17 protein-coding genes are annotated in these 18,859 nt (G+C 63.5%); 9 read left to right on the top strand and 8 right to left on the bottom strand.

The features are described from left to right. Positions 1-62 precede the first annotated feature (62 nt). The 4 genes from ribBA to nrdR are packed head-to-tail and all read right to left on the bottom strand — an operon-like array spanning position 63 to position 3,475. Complete coding sequence (ribBA, locus tag QR290_RS26135; protein ID WP_007955569.1) at positions 63-1,154, bottom strand: bifunctional 3,4-dihydroxy-2-butanone-4-phosphate synthase/GTP cyclohydrolase II; 1,092 nt, start codon at positions 1,152-1,154, stop codon at positions 63-65. 16 nt (positions 1,155-1,170) lie between these two features. Next, positions 1,171-1,833 (bottom strand): riboflavin synthase, encoded by a 663-nt coding sequence (locus QR290_RS26140; protein WP_289203903.1) that lies wholly within the window; start codon positions 1,831-1,833, stop codon positions 1,171-1,173. Between the two features lie 47 nt (positions 1,834-1,880). Beyond that, the gene (ribD, locus tag QR290_RS26145; protein ID WP_289203904.1) at positions 1,881-3,014 is read right to left on the bottom strand and encodes a bifunctional diaminohydroxyphosphoribosylaminopyrimidine deaminase/5-amino-6-(5-phosphoribosylamino)uracil reductase RibD; all 1,134 of its coding nucleotides are present in this window, start codon (positions 3,012-3,014) and stop codon (positions 1,881-1,883) included. Then, positions 3,011-3,475 (bottom strand): transcriptional regulator NrdR, encoded by a 465-nt coding sequence (gene nrdR / locus QR290_RS26150; RefSeq protein WP_003228656.1) that lies wholly within the window; start codon positions 3,473-3,475, stop codon positions 3,011-3,013. Before nrdR ends, ribD begins: the two co-directional genes overlap by 4 nt. Positions 3,476-3,603: 128 nt before the next feature. Here nrdR and QR290_RS26155 point away from each other — a divergent pair, with 128 nt between their 5' ends. From QR290_RS26155 to trxA, 3 genes are read left to right on the top strand one after another with little or no spacing between them, the layout of a single operon-like run. Next, positions 3,604-4,068, top strand: a complete 465-nt coding sequence (locus QR290_RS26155; RefSeq protein ID WP_115080007.1) for a YbaY family lipoprotein — start codon at positions 3,604-3,606, stop codon at positions 4,066-4,068. Then, the gene (locus QR290_RS26160) at positions 4,065-4,721 is read left to right on the top strand and encodes a class I SAM-dependent methyltransferase (protein WP_085688014.1); all 657 of its coding nucleotides are present in this window, start codon (positions 4,065-4,067) and stop codon (positions 4,719-4,721) included. The genes QR290_RS26155 and QR290_RS26160 overlap by 4 nt, the downstream gene beginning before the upstream one ends. Before the next feature lie 39 nt (positions 4,722-4,760). Beyond that, positions 4,761-5,633 (top strand): thioredoxin, encoded by an 873-nt coding sequence (gene trxA / locus QR290_RS26165; protein ID WP_289203905.1) that lies wholly within the window; start codon positions 4,761-4,763, stop codon positions 5,631-5,633. Between the two features lie 4 nt (positions 5,634-5,637). Here trxA and QR290_RS26170 read toward each other — a convergent pair whose 3' ends face one another. Further along, a complete protein-coding gene (locus tag QR290_RS26170; protein ID WP_289203906.1) occupies positions 5,638-5,997 on the bottom strand; it encodes a hypothetical protein in 360 nt (119 codons plus the stop codon). Positions 5,998-6,132: 135 nt separating this feature from the next. Between QR290_RS26170 and QR290_RS26175 the strand changes: the two genes are divergently transcribed. The 5 genes from QR290_RS26175 to QR290_RS26195 all read left to right on the top strand — a co-directional run bounded on the left by QR290_RS26175 (position 6,133) and on the right by QR290_RS26195 (position 10,105). Further along, positions 6,133-6,726: a DUF2796 domain-containing protein gene (locus tag QR290_RS26175; RefSeq protein ID WP_289203907.1), complete on the top strand. Its 594-nt coding sequence runs from the start codon at positions 6,133-6,135 to the stop codon at positions 6,724-6,726. A gap of 14 nt (positions 6,727-6,740) precedes the next feature. Next, positions 6,741-7,451, top strand: coding sequence for an ABC transporter ATP-binding protein (locus QR290_RS26180; protein WP_289203908.1), 711 nt, complete (start codon positions 6,741-6,743; stop codon positions 7,449-7,451). Position 7,452: 1 nt separating this feature from the next. Further along, positions 7,453-8,718 carry an ABC transporter permease gene (locus tag QR290_RS26185; protein WP_064599744.1) on the top strand — a complete coding sequence of 422 codons (1,266 nt, stop codon included), beginning with the start codon at positions 7,453-7,455 and terminating at the stop codon, positions 8,716-8,718. Positions 8,719-8,729: 11 nt separating this feature from the next. Further along, entirely contained in the window at positions 8,730-9,248 is a 519-nt protein-coding gene (locus tag QR290_RS26190) for a DUF3299 domain-containing protein (RefSeq protein WP_064384123.1), read from the top strand. A gap of 158 nt (positions 9,249-9,406) precedes the next feature. Further along, positions 9,407-10,105, top strand: coding sequence for an OmpW/AlkL family protein (locus tag QR290_RS26195; protein ID WP_007955593.1), 699 nt, complete (start codon positions 9,407-9,409; stop codon positions 10,103-10,105). A 189-nt stretch (positions 10,106-10,294) separates the two neighbouring features. Here the strand turns inward: QR290_RS26195 and QR290_RS26200 are convergent, their stop codons facing one another. Both QR290_RS26200 and QR290_RS26205 read right to left on the bottom strand, forming a co-directional pair. After that, entirely contained in the window at positions 10,295-11,224 is a 930-nt protein-coding gene (locus QR290_RS26200; RefSeq protein WP_289203909.1) for an NAD-dependent epimerase/dehydratase family protein, read from the bottom strand. After that, positions 11,217-12,101, bottom strand: coding sequence for an NAD(P)-dependent oxidoreductase (locus QR290_RS26205; protein ID WP_262194016.1), 885 nt, complete (start codon positions 12,099-12,101; stop codon positions 11,217-11,219). The genes QR290_RS26200 and QR290_RS26205 overlap by 8 nt, the downstream gene beginning before the upstream one ends. Before the next feature lie 178 nt (positions 12,102-12,279). Here QR290_RS26205 and QR290_RS26210 point away from each other — a divergent pair, with 178 nt between their 5' ends. Further along, a complete protein-coding gene (locus QR290_RS26210) occupies positions 12,280-16,575 on the top strand; it encodes a DEAD/DEAH box helicase (RefSeq protein WP_289203910.1) in 4,296 nt (1,431 codons plus the stop codon). Here the strand turns inward: QR290_RS26210 and QR290_RS26215 are convergent. Continuing rightward, positions 16,569-18,674 (bottom strand): mechanosensitive ion channel family protein, encoded by a 2,106-nt coding sequence (locus tag QR290_RS26215; RefSeq protein ID WP_289203911.1) that lies wholly within the window; start codon positions 18,672-18,674, stop codon positions 16,569-16,571. The genes QR290_RS26210 and QR290_RS26215 overlap by 7 nt on opposite strands. Positions 18,675-18,859: the final 185 nt, after the last annotated feature.

The raw sequence follows: 18,859 nt of genomic DNA on the forward strand, positions 1-18,859 counted from the left end.
GTATGTTCCGCGTCCCTCAGTGATTTATTTGCCGCGAATTCGGAGCCGGAAACAACCGGTCATTATTCGGAGGGCACGTATTCTACAACTTCCAGATCGAAACCGGATATCGCATTGAACTTCATCGGCGCGCTCATCAAACGCATTTTGCGCACGCCGAGGTCACGCAGGATCTGCGAACCGGCACCGACGATGCTGTAGGTGGTCGGTTTTTTCACCGCCGCCTGATCGCCGGTTTCGCGGATGTGCGCCAGCAGCACGTCGCCATCCAGTGGGTGACCGAGCAGCAGCACCACACCGCTACCGGCCTCGGCAACCGCAGCCATGGCGGCGCGCAGGCTCCAGCGGCCCGGTTGTTTGACCATCAGCAAGTCGCGCAGCGGGTCCATGTTGTGCACGCGAACCAGGGTCGGCTCTTCGGCGCAAACGGTGCCCAGGGTCAGTGCCATGTGCACGTCGCCTTCCACGGAATCACGATAGGTCACCAGGTTGAATTGGCCCAGTTCGCTGTCCAGCGGCTGCTCGGCAATCCGCTGAACGGTACGTTCGTGGATCATCCGGTAGTGAATCAGGTCGGCGATGGTGCCGATCTTGATGTCGTGTTCGGCGGCGAAAGCCTCCAGCTCGGCGCGACGGGACATGGTGCCGTCGTCGTTCATCACTTCGCAGATCACGCCGCTCGGCTCGAAACCGGCCATGCGCGCCAGGTCGCAAGCGGCTTCGGTGTGACCGGCGCGGGCCAGGGTGCCACCGGCCTGGGCCATCAGCGGGAAGATATGGCCCGGGCTGACGATATCTTCGGCTTTCGCGTCTTTCGCGGCGGCCGCTTGCACGGTGCGTGCGCGGTCGGCAGCGGAGATGCCGGTGGTCACGCCTTCGGCCGCTTCGATCGAGACGGTGAACTTGGTGCCGAAACCGGAACCGTTGCGCGGCGCCATCAGCGGCAGCTTCAGGGTTTCGCAGCGCTCGCGGCTCATCGGCATGCAGATCAGGCCACGGGCGTGCTTGGCCATGAAGTTGATGTGCTCGGCCTTGCAGCATTCGGCGGCCATGATCAGGTCGCCTTCGTTCTCGCGGTCTTCGTCATCCATGAGGATGACCATCTTGCCTTGGCGGATGTCTTCAACCAGTTCTTCGATGCTATTGAGCGCCACAAGGCACCCCCTTCAGTCAGGATTTGAGGTAGCCGTTGGCGGCCAAAAAGCTTTCAGTGATGCCACTGGACGTTGGCTCTGCAGCCTTGTCGCCCATAAGCAGACGCTCCAGATAACGCGCCAGCAAGTCGACTTCCAGGTTCACCCGGCGACCTGGCTTGTAGGACGCCATGATGGTTTCGCTCAGGGTGTGCGGGATGATCGTCAGCAGGAACTCGGCGCCATCGACCGCGTTCACGGTCAGGCTGGTGCCGTCGACGGTGATCGAGCCTTTGTGGGCGATGTACTTGGCCAGCTCTTTCGGCGCGCGGATGCGAAATTCCACGGCGCGGGCATTGTCGCTGCGCGAAACCACTTCGCCGACACCGTCGACGTGACCGCTGACCAGATGGCCGCCGAGACGGGTGGTCGGGGTCAGGGCTTTTTCCAGGTTGACCGGGCTGCCGCTTTTCAGGTCATTCATGGCGGTGCAGTCGAGGGTTTCGCGACTGACGTCGGCGGCGAAGCCGTTGCCCGGCAGTTCAACCGCAGTCAGGCAAACGCCGTTGACCGCGATGCTGTCGCCGAGTTTGACGTCGCTCAGGTCGAGCTTGCCGGTTTCGACATGCACCCGCACATCACCGCCCTTTGGGGTCAGTGCGCGGATACTGCCGATGGATTCGATGATGCCGGTAAACATGGGGTTCTCCTTGAGAACGAAGCCAGCGCTAACGCGATGGCCGGGAATTATACGCGCGCCGATGGGACAGGGATTGCAGTGACTCGCCAGTCATCGCCAACCGCGCGAATTTCAGTGATTTTCAGCGCCGGCGCATCCTTCATATGGGCTAGCGGCCAGTCCAGCAGCGGACGCGCCGTGGAGCCGAGGAACTTGCCGGCGATGAAGATCACGAACTCGTCGACCAGACCGAGCTGGGCAAATGCGCCGGCCAGTCGCGGACCGGCCTCGACCAGCACTTCGTTGACGCCACGGTTGGCCAGTTCGATCAGCAATTGGTGCAGATCGACCTGACCGTCATCGCCCGGCACGATCAGACATTCCGGACCGTGGGCGTACTGTTCTTCGATGGCCACGCAGGTGGCGACCAGCGCCGGGCCGGCCTTGAAGAACGGCGCATCCAGCGGCACCCGCAGACGCCCGTCGATCAGCACCCGCAGCGGCGGACGACTCAGGGCCAGCGCGGTTTGTTCGGCATCCAGCCCCAGCTCTTCACCGCGAACGGTCAGGCGTGCGCCATCGGCCAGCACTGTATCGGCGCCGGTCAGCACGACGCTGGCCTGGGCGCGCAAACGCTGCACCGCCGAACGCGCGGCAGGGCCGGTGATCCATTGGCTCTCGCCGCTTTCCATCGCCGTGCGGCCGTCGAGGCTCATGGCCAACTTGACCCGCACGAACGGCAAGCCGTGTTCCATGCGCTTCAGAAAACCTTGATTGAGCTTGCGGGCTTCGGCTTCCAGTACGCCGCTTTCGGTGGCGATGCCGGCATCGGCCAGACGCTGCAGACCGCGTCCGGCGACTTGTGGATTCGGATCACGCATTGCCGCGACCACCCGACCGACACCCGCATTCACCAGCGCATCGGCGCACGGCGGTGTACGGCCGTGGTGGCTGCAAGGTTCAAGGGTCACGTAAGCCGTGGCGCCCCGGGCCAGTTCACCGGCGACGCGCAGGGCGTGGACTTCGGCGTGGGGTTCGCCGGCGCGTTCATGCCAGCCTTCGCCGACAATCTGCCCCTCGCGCACGATCACGCAGCCAACCCGTGGATTGGGATGAGTCGTGTAATGCCCCTTGCGCGCCAGCTCCAGGGCCCGGGCCATGAAGTGGGCGTCGAGGATGGCCTGCTCGGCGGCGGTGGTCATTCTTTCACCGGTTCGCGGGCGAGGCGGTCGATCTCTTCGCGAAATTCGTTGAGGTCCTGGAAGCGGCGGTACACGGAAGCGAAACGGATGTAGGCGACTTCATCGAGCTTTTGCAGCTCGGCCATCACCAGTTCGCCGACCACGAGGGACTTGACCTCGCGCTCGCCGGTGGCGCGCAGCTTGTGTTTGATATGGACCAGCGAGGATTCGAGGCGCTCGACGCTCACCGGACGTTTCTCCAGGGCGCGTTGCATGCCGGCGCGGAGTTTTTCTTCGTCGAACGGTTGGCGGCTGCCGTCGGTTTTGATCAGGCGCGGCAACACCAGTTCGGCCGTCTCGAACGTCGTGAAACGTTCGCCGCAGGCCAGGCATTCACGCCGGCGGCGCACCTGTTCGCCCTCGGCGACCAGACGCGAGTCGATGACCTTGGTGTCGTTGGCACCGCAGAAGGGACAGTGCATGGTGGCTGGCAACAAAAAAAGGGAGGGCCATGGTAGCGCATCCCGGTGGCAAGACAAGCCATAGGCTTTGCGGTATACAGACTGCCATGATCGTTTGATCCATGGATTTCATTTTGCTGGAGCCGCCAATGTCCCTACGACCGCTCGTTTTGCTCAGTGTTTTCAGCCTGCTGGTGGCCTGTGGCAGCGATGCGCCCAAGCCTCAGCCGCCCACGCCGGGCCCGGCGCCGCAACAGGCGCAGAAAAAAGCCCGGGAAGCCGCCGACCTCGGGCCGCTGCCGGCCTATCAGCGCGAACTGAGCGGCACCCTGCAAGGCGTGCCGGCCGGTGCCGAAGTCGAACTGGCGCTGCTGGTGATCGACGAGAAGGATCGCCCACAACAATTGCTCGCCAGTTCCAGCCTGATCGGCAACAACCAGATTCTGCCGTTCCATCTGCGCTTCAACCCCGACGCTTTCCCGGTGGGCGCGCGGGTCGAATTGCGCGGCCGCGCCAGCCAGTCCGGCCAGTTGATCCTGCACCTGCCGTCGCAGACCATCACTCAGCCGACCACCCAGGCATTGGGCCAGCTGCAATTTGTCAAAGCACCATGAATGCACCGTCAGACCTGCAACAGTCGCTGGGCGAATTGCTCGGCGACGCGCGACTGAAAGCCTGTGCGTTGCCGGACACCGATTTGCAGCTGTGGCTGATCGACGGCGACAACATGGCCCGCGAATTCAGCCAGGAAGAAACCCAACGAATCCTGCATGAACCGCCTTACTGGAGTTTCTGCTGGGCCAGCGGTCTGGCGGTGGCGCGGTATCTGGCGGAGTTTCCCGAGTGGGTTCGCGGCAAACGGGTGCTGGATTTCGGCGCCGGTTCCGGGATCGCCGGGATCGCGGCGGTGAAGGCCGGCGCGCTGGAGGTGGTGGCCTGCGACCTCGACCCGCTGGCGATTGCCGCCTGTCGGGCGAATGCCGAACTCAATGATGTCCAGATGAGTTATTCCACGGACTTCTTCGCCGAGGCGGATCGCTTCGATCTGATCCTGGTGGCCGACGTTCTCTACGACCGGGAAAACCTGCCGCTGCTCGACGCCTTCCTGAGCCGTGGCCGCGAAGCGCTGGTGGCGGATTCGCGGGTTCGGGACTTTCGTCATCCGTTGTACCGGCGCATCGAAATGCTCGAAGCCATGACCCTGCCGGATCTGGCCGAGCCCGAAGAGTTTCGCCATGTCAGCCTCTACCATGCGGCCCGCGCCTGACCGTATAGTTGCCCCATTCACGCTTTTACGAGATACCCCATGAGTCAGCAAACGCCGTACATCTTCGACGCCACGACGGCCGACTTCGACCAGTCGGTGATCGAGGCTTCCTTTCAAAAACCGGTGCTGGTGGATTTCTGGGCCGAATGGTGTGCGCCGTGCAAGGCGCTGATGCCGATGCTGCAAGGCATCGCCGAGAGCTATCAGGGCGAGTTGCTGCTGGCCAAGGTCAATTGCGATATCGAGCAGGACATCGTCGCCCGTTTCGGCATCCGTAGCCTGCCGACCGTGGTGCTGTTCAAGGACGGCCAACCGGTGGACGGCTTTGCCGGTGCGCAACCGGAATCCGCCGTGCGCGCCCTGCTCGAACCGCATGTGCAGATGCCGGCGCCGTCCGCCGCCGATCCGTTCGAACAGGCTCAGGCACTGTTTGATGAAGGCCGTTACGCCGACGCGGAAGCGACGCTGGTTACGCTGCTGGGCGAGGACAACACCAACGCCAAGGCGCTGATTCTCTACGCTCGCTGCCTGACCGAACGCGGTGAACTGGGCGAAGCGCAGACCGTGCTCGACGCGGTCAAGAGCGACGAGCACAAGGCCGCACTGGCCGGTGCCAAGGCGCAGATCCAGTTCCTCGGCCTGGCTCGTGACCTGCCGGACGCCGCCGACCTGAAAACCCGTCTGGCGCAGAACCCGCAGGACGACGAAGCGGTGTATCAACTGGCGATCCAGCAACTGGCCCGTCAGCAATACGAAGCGGCGCTGGACGCACTGCTCAAGCTGTTCATCCGCAACCGCAGCTACGGCGAAGGCCTGCCACACAAGACCTTGCTGCAAGTGTTCGAACTGCTGGGCAACGATCACCCGCTGGTGACCGCTTACCGGCGCAAGGTGTTTGCGGCGCTGTACTAAGCGCTTACTCGATCCAGCTGTAGAGCGGCGTATCCCCGCCGCTCAGCACCTTCACATCGGATGAATGACGCAGGCGCACCAGCAAGCGCTTGCCCGCCGCCGCGCTGCCGGTCAGTCCTTCGAGCTGATCCAGCAATTCCGGCCCGCTGAGTTGTCCGGCCTTGCGCAACAGATCCCTGGCGACCTGCCACAGCGCGTCATCCTGATTCACCGGTTTCGCTACCGGCGCCGAGGCTGCTGCTTGCGGCTGAGTCGCCTGCACCTGCACGCCGAACTGCGCACCGAGCCGCGCCCAGTCGCTTTCATCCAGTTCCAGGGTCAAATCCACCGGCAACTCGCCGACGGTTCCGCGTATCCGCAACATAAACTTCGCTCCCGCACATTTCTGACCTGCATGCTCCCATGGGACTTGTGTAACGCCAAGCGGGCGGGCAAACTCTGCGCACTTTCGTTATAAGATTACATAACAAACTCTTCACTTTACTTCCCGGAGACCGCCATGCGTCGTCTGCTGCTCGCTTTGCCGTTTGCCCTGTTGCCGCTGGCCATCGCCCATGCTGCCGATGAGCATGATCACGACCATGAGCACGGCAGCCTCGGTGCCCACGAACACGGCGTCGGTCGCCTGAACGCCGCACTCGATGGCCAGACTCTGGAGCTGGAGCTGGAAAGCCCGGCGATGAACCTCGTGGGTTTCGAACACGTCGCCACCAGCGATGCCGACAAGGCCAAGGCCGCAGCCGCGCGTGCACAGCTCGAAAAACCGCTGGCGCTGTTCAGCCTGCCGGCCGCCGCCGATTGCAAGGTCACCAGCCAGGAACTGGAAAGCCCGCTGTTCGGCGACAAACCGGATGCCGACGACCACGACGAAGAAGAAGCTGGCAAGGACGGTCACGAGCATCATCACGACCACAGCGAAATCCACGCCCACTACCAGTTCAGCTGTGCGGCGCCGGGTGCGTTGAAAACCCTGGATCTGGCGAACCTGTTCAATACCTTTCCGGCCACCCAGAAAATTCAGGTACAACTGATCAGCCCGAGCGGCCAGCAAGGCACGGAAGTGACGGCCAAGGCCGCCGCCCTGAAGTTCTGACACGAAACGGCGCCATGACCCAAGCACTCATCGAACTGTCCGACCTGGGCTTCAACTGGCCCGGTCACCCGCCGCTGCTGGACATCCCGGCGTTTCGTCTGGAAGCCGGCGAAGCCCTGTTCCTCAAGGGCCCCAGCGGCAGCGGCAAGACCACCCTGCTCGGCCTGCTCGGCGGGGTGCAGAAACCCGGTCGCGGCAGCATCCGCCTGCTCGGCCAGGAGCTGACCGAACTGGGTGCCGGCGCCCGTGATCGCTTTCGCGTCGATCACACCGGCTACATTTTCCAGCAGTTCAACCTGCTGCCGTTTCTCTCCGTTCGCGAGAACGTCGAGCTGCCGTGCCACTTCTCGAAGCTGCGTGCCGAGCGTGCGAAGCAGCGTCACGGCAGCGTCGATCAGGCTGCCGCCACCCTGCTCGCCCACTTGGGGTTGAAGGACGAAAGCATCCTGAGTCGCCGCGCCGATTCGCTGTCGATCGGTCAGCAACAGCGGGTCGCCGCTGCTCGCGCATTGATCGGCCAGCCGGAACTGGTGATCGCCGACGAACCGACCTCGGCACTGGATTACGACGCCCGGGAAAACTTCATTCGCCTGCTGTTCGCCGAATGCCGTGAGGCCGGCTCGAGCCTGTTGTTCGTCAGCCACGACCAGAGCCTGGCGCCGCTGTTTGACCGTCACCTGTCCCTGGCCGAACTCAATCGCGCCGCCACGTCTGCCGAGGTCTGAGATGTATCTGTTCCGTCTGGCCATGGCCAGCCTCGCCAACCGGCGTTTCACCGCCCTGCTCACTGCTTTCGCCATCGCCCTCTCCGTCTGCCTGCTGCTGGCGGTTGAGCGGGTGCGCACCGAAGCCAAGGCCAGTTTCGCCAGCACCATCAGCGGCACCGACCTGATCGTCGGCGCCCGCTCGGGTTCGGTGAACCTGCTGCTGTATTCGGTATTCCGCATCGGCAACGCCACCAACAACATCCGCTGGGACAGCTTCGAACACTTCGCCAGCAACCCGAAGGTGAAGTGGGCGATTCCGATGTCCCTCGGTGATTCCCATCGCGGCTACCGCGTGATGGGCACCACCGAAGCCTACTTCGAGCATTACCAGTACGGTCGCCAGCAGCATCTGGAACTGGCGGACGGCCGCGCCTTCGCTACCGATCCGTTCGAAGTGGTGCTCGGTGCCGAAGTGGCCGAAGCGCTGCATTACAAGCTCGGCGACAAACTGGTGCTGGCCCACGGCGTGGCGGCGATCAGTCTGGTCAAGCACGACGACAAACCGTTCACCGTGGTCGGGATTCTCAAGCGCACCGGCACCCCGGTGGATCGCACGTTGCACATCAGCCTCGGCGGTATGGAGGCGATCCACATCGACTGGCACAACGGTGTGCCGGCCCGTGGCAACGGCCGGATCAGCGCCGATCAGGCGCGCAACATGGACCTGACGCCGCAAGCGATCACCGCGTTCATGCTCGGCCTCAACAGCAAGATTTCGACCTTTGCCCTGCAACGGGAGATCAACGAATTCCGTGGCGAGCCAATGCTGGCGATCCTGCCGGGCGTGGCCTTGCAGGAACTGTGGAGCCTGATGAGCACCGCTGAAAAAGCGCTGTTCGTGGTCTCTCTGTTCGTCGTGCTGACCGGATTGATCGGCATGCTCACGGCGATCCTCACCAGCCTCAACGAACGCCGCCGCGAAATGGCAATCCTGCGTTCGGTGGGCGCGCGGCCGTGGCATATCGCGAGCCTGCTGGTGCTGGAAGCCTTTGCCTTGGCGCTGACCGGGGTGATCGCCGGGCTGGCGTTGCTGTACATCGGCATCGCCGCTGCTCAGGGTTATGTGCAGGCCAATTACGGGCTGTATCTGCCGCTGGCCTGGCCAAGCGAGTATGAATGGACGCTGCTCGGTGGCATTCTGGCTGCCGCGCTGCTGATGGGCAGCGTGCCGGCCTGGCGCGCGTATCGCCAATCCTTGGCCGATGGCCTGTCGATCCGTTTATGAGGATGTTCACCATGCCCCGCGCCGTGCTTGCGCTGCTGTTGCTGGTCGCCCTGCCCGTCTGGGCAGCGGCACCGAAAGACCTGACCTGGTCGGAGATGATCCCGCCGGACGCGGCGCCGGAAGTGCCGAACATGACGCCGCTGCATGACCTGTCGAAGATGAGCGATGCGCTGTCCGCCGAGTCCGCGCCGGCAGCCAAGCAGGACATGCCCAACGCACCGGTAGTGCAAAGCCTCGACGGCCAGAACATCCGCCTGCCGGGCTACATCGTGCCGCTGGAAGTCAGCGAAGAAGGTCGCACCACGGACTTCCTGCTGGTGCCGTATTTCGGCGCCTGCATCCACGTGCCGCCACCGCCGTCGAACCAGATCGTGCACGTGAAAAGCGAACTCGGCGTGAAGCTCGACGAGCTGTATCAACCGTACTGGGTGGAAGGGCCGTTGCAGGTCAAGCAGTCCACCAGCGAACTGGCCGACGCCGGGTATCAGATGGAAGCGGACAAGATTTACGTCTACGAACTGCCGGAGTAACTCCGGCAGTCAGTTATAGCCCGCTCCATCGGCTTTGCGAGCAAAGGTTCCACAAAAAAACTACCCATCACTGTTTCATTGAGCTGAGTCAAAAGACCGTATCAGACGGATTCGTACCATAGGACATCAAACATTTTTAACGTCCTTTGGGAGCTTCCATGAACAAGTCCTTGCTCAGCGCCTCGCTGTTTGCCCTCGCGCTCGCAGCCCCGCTCGCCCACGCCCACGAAGCCGGCGACATCATCGTTCGTGCCGGTGCGATCACCGTCAACCCGAAGGCCGACAGTTCCAGCGTCAAGGTCGATCAGGGTCCGCTGAGCGGCACCAACCTGGGCGGCAAGGCGACCATGAGCAGCGACACCCAACTGGGTCTGAACTTCGCCTACATGCTGACCAACAACATCGGTATCGAGCTGTTGGCCGCATCCCCGTTCGAACATGACGTGAAGCTCAAGGGCACTGCCCTGCCAGCCGCCAACGGCAAGCTCGGCACCCTGAAACACCTGCCGCCGACCCTGAGCGTCGTCTACTACCCGCTGGACGCCAAATCGGCCTTCCAGCCGTACATCGGCGGCGGCATCAACTACACCTGGATCTACGACGAGCACGTCGGCAGCGAAGCCCAGTCCAACGGCTTCAGCAACTTCAAGGCGAAAAACTCCTGGGGCCTGGCCTGGCAGGTCGGCGCCGACTACATGCTGACCGACAACATCATGCTCAACGCCCAGGTGCGCTACATCGACATCGATACCCGCGCCACCGTCGAGAACAACGCCGTGGCTCCGGGCACTCGCGCAAAAGTGAATGTCGACGTCGATCCATTTGTGTACATGGTCGGTCTGGGCTACAAGTTCTAAGCAGCAATCAAAGAACGTTCACGTGGTGGTGAATGAGGCTTGGTGGCGGGCAGGCACAGAACTGACGGCGATGTAACGCCATCGACCGGGGAGCAAGCTCCCTCGCTACAGGAAACCGGTTTGAAACCCGAATTCCGGCCGTGAAAAAGGCGCCTGTCAAAAGGCGCCTTTTTCATGTCTGCGAAAAGCTCAGCGCCCCAGCAAACGGGCCAGGCCGACGTTCATCGGGGTTGGCGTCGGGCACTTGAATCGCTCAAGCAACCGGCGGTTGTTCGCCCGCGAATGACGGATGTCACCGGAGCGCGCCGGGCCGTAGCTGACGGGCGGCAACTCGCCGACCACCGCTTCGAGCGCGGCCAGCATCTGCTTGAGATTGGTCGCCTGATTCCAGCCGACGTTCACCGCACCGACATCCACTTGCGGCTTTTCGATCGCCTGCACCAGCACGTCGACCAGGTCTTCGACGTACATGAAATCCCGGGTCTGCTCGCCATCGCCGAACACGGTGATCGGCAGGCCTTTCTGCGCGCGTTCGCTGAAGATGCTGATCACCCCGGAGTACGGCGAGGACGGATCCTGACGCGGGCCGAAGATGTTGAAGAAACGGAAGATCGCCGGTTCCAGACCGTGCTGGCGGCGGTAGAAATCGAAGTACTGTTCGCCGGCCAGTTTGTCCGACGCGTAAGGCGTCAACGGCGCCTTGGGCGTGTCTTCACTGATCGACTCGCCTTCGCCATTGTTGCCGTAGACCGCCGCGCTGGAGGCGTACAGCACACGCTTGACGCCCGCCTCGCGCATGGCTTCGCAGACGTTCAGCGTGCCGATGAAATTGCTCTGGTGGGTTTTCACCGGATCATCCACCGACGCCTGCACCGAAGCCACGGCGGCCAGATGCGCGACAGCGCTGCAACCCTGCATCGCTTGCGCGACCAATGCGGCGTCGGCCACATCGCCGACGATCAACTCGACCCTGGGATTATCCAGCGGCAGATTGCTGCGCTTGCCGGTCGACAGATCATCGAGGATCCGCACCGAATGGCCCTTGGCAAGCAGCGCGTCAGTCAGGTGCGAGCCGATGAAACCGGCGCCGCCGGTGATGAGAACAGGGCCTTCAGCCATGACGATAAAACCTATCCAGTAAGCCCGGGAGCGCAGCACGCCAGGCGCGCGGCTTGATCCCGAAAGTGTGCAGAATTTTCTTGCAGGCGAGCACCGCGTGTTGCGGCTCTTCGGCGGCATCCGGCCGCGCGGCGTGGGCCTGGGCGGTCGGGGCTTCGATGGCCAGCGGGTGCAGGCTGCGCGCCTCGGTGAGAATCGCCTGACCCAGCGCCAGCGGCGTGGTCGCCTCGTGGCCGGCGTAGTGGTAAGTGCCCCACAGCGGCGCGGCGCAATCGAGTTGCTTGAGCACCGAGATGATCACCCGGGCCGCATCGTCGACCGGGGTCGGATTGCCACGGCGGTCATCGGCCAGCAGCAATTCTTCCGGCTGTTCGGCCCGGGCCAGGAAGCGCCCGAGGGTGCCTTCCGGGCTGTCGTCGAGCAACCAGCCAAAGCGCAGCAGCACGTGTTGCGGGCAGGTGGCGCGTACGCTCTGCTCGATCCGCCACAGGGCCTGACCGCGCAGGCCCAACGGCACTGGCTCGTCCTTTTCGCTGTAGGCGGTGGCGCGGGAACCGTCGAACACCCGATAACTGGACGGCTGCACCAGCACGATGTTGTGGTGCTGGCACAGTTCGGCCAGACGCTCGATAGCGCGTTCCTGCCCGGCCAGACGGCTTTCGCTGACGGCCTCGGCCTGGAACCAGTCGAAATAGTAGGCAAGGTTGATCAATGCATCGGGACGGGTGTCGTCGAGCAATTGGGTCAGGCTCGCGGCATCCCAGCCGTCTTCGGGCGGGCGGGGGGCGAGGAAACCGATGTCTTCCTCTGCACCGAGGCGAATCAGCGCCTGCCCAAGGGCATTTCCGCCGCCCAGTAACATAAGGCGCATTCGCATAGAGTCAGCAGGCCCAGTCTGATTGGAACGATGGCTTTGGCGACGATGTTTGGTACAGCGTCGTCGATAATTGCCGGAATCGTTGCATTTTGCGGGTTTAGTGCGCAACCGTCACCCGTAAAGTGTAGATCCCGAGCGGTACTTGCAACTTCGCCCGCCCACCCGCATAACTGAAGCCATGAATCTGCCCCTCCCCAAGGACGCAGCCCTGGCAGGCTTCCACCCCGCCGTCAGCGCCTGGTTCAGCAGCACATTCCCGACGGTGACCGCCGCCCAGGCCCGCGCATGGCCGTTGATCCGCCAGCGCCGTTCGACGCTGATCGCCGCGCCCACCGGCTCCGGCAAGACCCTCACCGCGTTCCTCGCGGTACTCGACGATCTGGTCCACCGTGGCCTGGAAACCCCGGACGGTCTGCCGGACGAAACCCTGGTGGTCTACGTTTCGCCGCTCAAGGCGCTGTCCAACGACATCCGCATAAATCTGCAGAACCCGCTGGCCGGGATCACCGACCAGTTACGCCAAATGGATCTGCCGGCGCTGGAAATCACCACCGCCGTGCGTACCGGCGACACCCCGCAGAAAGACCGCGCCGCCATGCGCAAGAGCGCGCCGCACATTCTGGTGACCACCCCGGAATCGCTCTACGTGCTGCTCGGCTCCGAGTCCGGGCGCAAAATGCTCGGCACCACGCGCACGGTGATCGTCGATGAAATCCACGCCATCGCCGCCGGCAAACGCGGCAGTCACCTCGCGCTGAGTCTCGAACGCTTGCAGGCGCTGTGTCCTGAACCATTGACCCGCATCGGCTTGTCGGCCACGCAGAAACCGATCGATGCGGTGGCGCGGTTTCTGGTGGGCCATGAGCGCCCCTGCGAAATCATCGACATCGGCCACGCGCGCCCACGGGACTTGGGCATCGAAGTGCCGCCGGTGCCGTTGTCGGCAGTGATGGCCAATGACGTTTGGGAACTGGTCTACGACCGCCTCGCCACACTGGCCCGGGAACACCGCACTACGCTGATCTTCGTCAACACCCGACGTCTGGCCGAACGTCTGAGCCGGCACCTGAGCGAACGCCTCGGCAAACAGGCCGTGGCGGCGCACCACGGCAGTCTGGCTAAAGAGTTTCGCCTCGACGCCGAGCAAAGGCTTAAACGCGGCGAGCTACAAGTGCTGATCGCCACCGCATCGCTGGAACTGGGGATCGACATCGGCGAAGTCGACCTCGTCTGTCAGATCGCATCACCGCGCTCGATTGCCGGTTTTCTGCAACGGGTCGGACGTTCCGGCCACCAGGTCGGCGGCACGCCCAAGGGGCGCCTGTTCGCCACCACCCGTGACGATTTGATCGAATGCACCGCCCTGCTCGACTGCGTGCGCCGGGGTGAACTGGATACGCTGCACATCCCCGAAGCGCCGCTGGATGTGCTGGCGCAGCAGATCATCGCCGAGGTCAGTTGCCAGGAATGGGCCGAGGACGATTTGCTCGCACTGTTCCGCCGGGCCGAGCCCTACGCCCGTCTCGACGAAAAACATTATCAGGCGCTGCTGAGCATGCTCGCCGAGGGTTACAACGGCCGTCAGGGCATCCGCAGCGCCTACCTGCACCGCGACGCCGTCAGCCGAACCCTGCGCGGGCGACGCGGCGCACGACTGACCGCCGTCACCAGCGGCGGCACCATCCCCGACAACGCCGACTACAGCGTATTGCTCGAACCTCAGGGTCTGAACATCGGCAGCGTCAACGAAGACTTCGCCGTGGAAAGCATTGCCGGCGACGTGTTCCAGCTCGGCAACGCCTCCTATCGCATCCTGCGGGTGGAAACCGGTAAGGTGCGGGTCGAAGATGCTCAGGGTCAGCCGCCGACCATTCCGTTCTGGCTCGGCGAAGCACCGGGGCGCAGCGACGAATTGTCGGCGGCCGTGGCGCGCCTGCACGCGCAGCTCGATCAATTGCTCAGTGCCAGCCCCGGCGACCTGCAACCGGCCCTCGACTGGCTGACCGAAACGCTTGGCCTGAACCCGGCCAGCGCCGAACAGCTGGTGGATTACCTGGCTCGCGCCCGCCTCGCCCTCGGCGCTTTGCCGTCGCGAGACACGCTGCTGATGGAGCGTTTTTTCGACGAGTCTGGCGGCACCCAACTGATCATTCATTCGCCGTTCGGCAGCCGCATCAACCGTGCCTGGGGCCTGGCCCTGCGCAAGCGTTTCTGCCGCACCTTCAACTTCGAATTGCAGGCCGCCGCCAGCGAAGACGCGATCGTGCTGTCGCTGTCCACCAGCCACAGTTTCGAGCTCGACGAAGTCTGGCGTTATCTGCACAGCAACAGCGCCGAACACATCCTGGTTCAGGCGGTGCTGGATGCGCCGCTGTTCGGTGTGCGCTGGCGCTGGAATGCCGGCGTGGCGCTGGCCCTGCCGCGCTACACGGGCGGGCGCAAGGTCGCGCCGCAATTGCAACGAATGAAAAGCGAAGACCTGATTGCCAGCGTGTTTCCCGATCAGATCGCCTGCCTGGAAAACCTCGCCGGCGAACGGGAAATCCCCGCGCATCCACTGGTGGAACAGACCCTCGACGATTGCCTGCACGAGGCGATGGACAGCGAAGGCTGGCTCGAACTTCTGCGGCGCATGGAGCGCGGCGAAGTGCGCCTGATCGCCCGCGACCTGCCGGCGCCCTCGCCGCTGGCGGCGGAAATCCTCAGCGCCCGCCCCTACACCTTTCTCGACGATGCGCCGCTGGAAGAGCGTCGAACCCAGGCCGTGCTCAACCGCCGCTGGAGCGATCCGCAATCCACCGACGACCTCGGGGCGCTGGACGCCGACGCGATCGACGCCGTGCGCGAAGAAGCCTGGCCGACACCGAACAACGCCGATGAAATGCACGAAGCGCTGATGAGCCTGGCCTGCATCAGCGACCGCGAAGTCGAGGCCAATCCGCAGTGGTGCGACTGGCTGAATGCCCTGGCCGAGACCGGGCGAGCCTGCCATTTGGAGATCGAGCCCGAACATTCACTGTGGTTGGCGAGAGAACGCCTGACCTGTCTGCAAGCGCTTTATCCACAGGCGCAGTCGGCACTCCCCGCGTTACCCGGTTTCGACGAAGCATGGACGGCCGATGATGCGCGGGTCGAAGTGATCCGCGCGCGGCTCGGCGCATTCGGCCCGCTACCGCTGGCGGCGATTGCCGAGCCGCTGGCCTTGATGCCGGCCTCTGTTCATCAAGCCCTCGCTCATCTGGAGCGCGAAGGTTACGTACTGCGCGGCCAGTTCACGCCGGGATCGCCCGTTGAGGAATGGTGCGAACGCCATCTGCTGGCGCGCATTCATCGCTACACGGTCAAGCGTCTGCGCCGGGAAATCGAGCCGGTGGCGTTGCAGGATTTCATGCGGTTTCTGTTCGACTGGCAGCATTTATCCCCGTCAACCCGTGGTCAGGGCAGCGGCGTGTTGCCGGCGATTATCGGTCAGTTCGAAGGCTATCCGGCTGCCGCTTCGGCCTGGGACAGCGACCTCCTTCCCGCGCGGCTCAAGGACTATTCACCGAGCTGGCTGGACGATCTGTGCCGCAGCGGCAAACTGGTATGGACGCGCCTCAGTGCCCGGCAAAACATCAGCGGCACGGCGTTGCGCAGCACGCCGATCGTGTTGCTGCCGCGCACTCAGGTCGGCTTGTGGAGTGCACTGGCCGAGCAGACGCCGGTCAGTGAACTGTCGCCCAAGACCCGCAAGGTTTTCGATGCACTGAGCCAGCACGGCGCGCTGTTTTTCGATGAGCTGATTCATGAAGCACACCTGCTGCGCACCGAGCTGGAAATCGCCTTGCAGGAACTGGTCGGCGCCGGTCTGGTGAATGCCGACAGCTTCGCCGGATTGCGCGCGCTGATCACCCCGGCGAGCAAGCGCCAGCAACGCAGTAGTCGACGCGGGCGCGGGGCGTTCGTCGGGGGCATGGACGATGCCGGGCGTTGGGCGTTATTGCGTCGCGGGCCGGTTGTGGAAAACAGCCAGAAAGCGTCGCCCGAAACGCTTGAACACGTCGCCATGACCTTGCTGCGCCGTTACGGCGTGGTGTTCTGGCGCCTGCTGGAACGCGAAGCCGATTGGTTGCCGAGTTGGCGCGAACTGTTGCGTACGTTCCATCGACTGGAAGCAAGGGGCGAAATTCGTGGCGGGCGGTTTGTCAGCGGTCTGGCCGGCGAGCAATTCGCCCTGCCCGAGGCGATTCCGCTGTTGCGCGAAGTCCGCCGTCGCCCCCATGACGGCAGCCTGATCGCGGTGTGCGGCGTCGACCCGCTGAACCTCGCCGGCACCTTGTTACCGGGCGCGAAAGTGCCGGCGCTGGCGAGCAATCGGCTGGTGTATCGCGACGGTTTGCCGGTCGCTGCCGAGGTCGCGGGCAAGCAACAATTCTGGGTGGAACTGGATCCCGTTGTCATGAGCGAGATTCGCAACAGGCTGACCCGTCACTGAGTGCGGGCCTGCTCCGGCAACACCACCGACGAATGCGCCGACGCCACATCCTCTTCCTGGCGCTTGGGCAACAAAACCTGCTGTGGATAAGTTTGCGCGAAATGCACCCACGGGCTGTTATCCACAAGCTTTTTCAAACGCTGGTTGAACGCGCGGCTCACCGCGTATTGTCCGCCCGACACCGTGCGGAATTGCGCGGTCAGCACCACGCCGTTCAGGTCCATTTTGTCCACGCCGAACACATCCAGCGGCCCCTGCAGGTTGTACTTGAGGAACGGGTCTTCGCGGATCGAATCCCCGGCTTCGCGGATCAACTCGATGGCCTTGTCGACATCGGTGTCGTAGGTGAACTGCACCGAGAAAAACGCGAACGCAAACTGCCGCGATTGATTGGTCACCGCCTTGATCTGGCCGAATGGCACCGAGTGCACGAAGCCCTTGCCGTCACGCAGGCGCAGGGTGCGAATGGTCAGGCCCTCGACCGTGCCGGCATGCCCGGAATCGAGCACCACCCAATCGCCGATCGACAGGGTGTCCTCGATGATGATGAACAGCCCGGTGATCACGTCCTGCACCAATTGCTGCGAGCCGAAACCGATGGCCAGGCCGACCACCCCGGCACCGGCCAGCAGCGGTGCGACGTTGATCCCGAGATTGGCCATGGTAGTGATCGCGCAGATCACCACCAGGATGATTTTGATCGCGTTGCGCAGCAGCGGCAGGATGGTTTTCACGCGGGTGCTGGGCTGGCGCGCCGAGCGTTTGCTGACTGGCGGCTTCAACGCTTCCTGAATCGCCGTGTCGAGCACCACCCACAGCAACCACGTCACGAGGAAGATCAGGCCGATGCTGCTCAGGGCATTGCTGATCGCCCGACCGACCGTGCTGCTCTGCGCAAAGTCGAGCAGCGACACGCCCCAGATCCGCCCGAGAATGTCGATGAATGCAATCGCGATGACGATCCGCAGCAAGGCGTGCAGCAGGCTGAGAAAGCGTTCCTTGTAGGCGCTGCTGCGCTGGATCGCCTCGGCCTTGCGCGACTTGAACAGGTGTTGCAGCACGGTGCTGAGAAACACCGTGCCGATCAACAGCACCGTGGTGAACAGCGCACAACGCAGGGCCTTTTGATTGTCCTCGCCGATGCCGATCAGATTGACCGCCGAGACCAGCACCATCAGCACGATCGGCCAGTACCAGAGCCCGGAAAAAATCCGCAGCGACTCCTGCAGCGACGGTTGCTTCAAACGCTGGGCCAGAGAGCGATTGCGGATCAGGTGCGCCACTGGCCGGCGCAGTCGAATCACCAGCAGACCGAAGATGATCGACGCCAGCAGACCGGTGAACACCGCGATGCTGCTGGTGATGTTGCCGCCCAGTTGCCGGGCGATCTGCGGGCTGGTCAGGGCGTCACTCAACGCGGCGAGAAAGCCGATCAGGAACAGCGGTTTCGGGCAGTAGTCGCGGATGATCTGCACCGCACGGCGCTTGTGGCCAACGTTGAACATCACCACTACGCACAACAGCATCGACGTGGAAAATATCCCGCTGCTGGTGGCGTAGGCCAAACACAGCGCCAGCGCGCGACCGACCGAGGCCGACAGAAAATGGCTGACGTACAGGGTCAGCGGCAGGCAGATCAATGCGGGCAATGTGTAAGGCAGCAAATAACCGATCAGGTCCTGACTCCTCTGGCGGGTGCGCAGCCAGCGCCCTTCCCGCAGGCGTTTGCCCAGCACGCTGCCGAGCACCGTCAACACGGCAAAGGTGCCTAGCCACACGCCGGAGAGCATCAGGAAATCCCCCGCCACGCTCCAGCCGGAGCGGTTCGAGGATTGATTGACCAGCCTGTCGACTTCATCCGCCGCCCGGTCGGCGCGCAGGCGCCAGGCGTCGACCAGATGCTCGTTTAGATCGAGTTTGTCTTGCACGTCGTCGATGCTGGAACTGATGGCGCCGAGCAGCCCGCCCTGCACGATCGGTTCCGGTTTGGCCGGCTCTTCACTGGCCGCCGGAACGCCCGGCAGGCTGGCGGCTTGCACTGCATTGCCGCCCAACAACAGCAATGCCCCCAATAGAATCGCGATCCTGAACCTGGTCAAAACGCAGAGCTCCCTTGGTTGAACCTGTAAGGAACTGATCGACATTTGACCAGCAAAGTTCAAGAGCCCCTCACCCCAGCCCTCTCCCGGAGGGAGAGGGAGCCGACCGAGGTGCCGACTCCAGTTACGTCGACCTGAAAGCTCCCGGTCGAACTCAGGTGTTGAAAAGCACCAAGATCTGCTCC

The sequence above is a fragment of the Pseudomonas fluorescens genome, from assembly GCF_030344995.1.
GTDB lineage: Bacteria > Pseudomonadota > Gammaproteobacteria > Pseudomonadales > Pseudomonadaceae > Aquipseudomonas > Aquipseudomonas fluorescens_BF.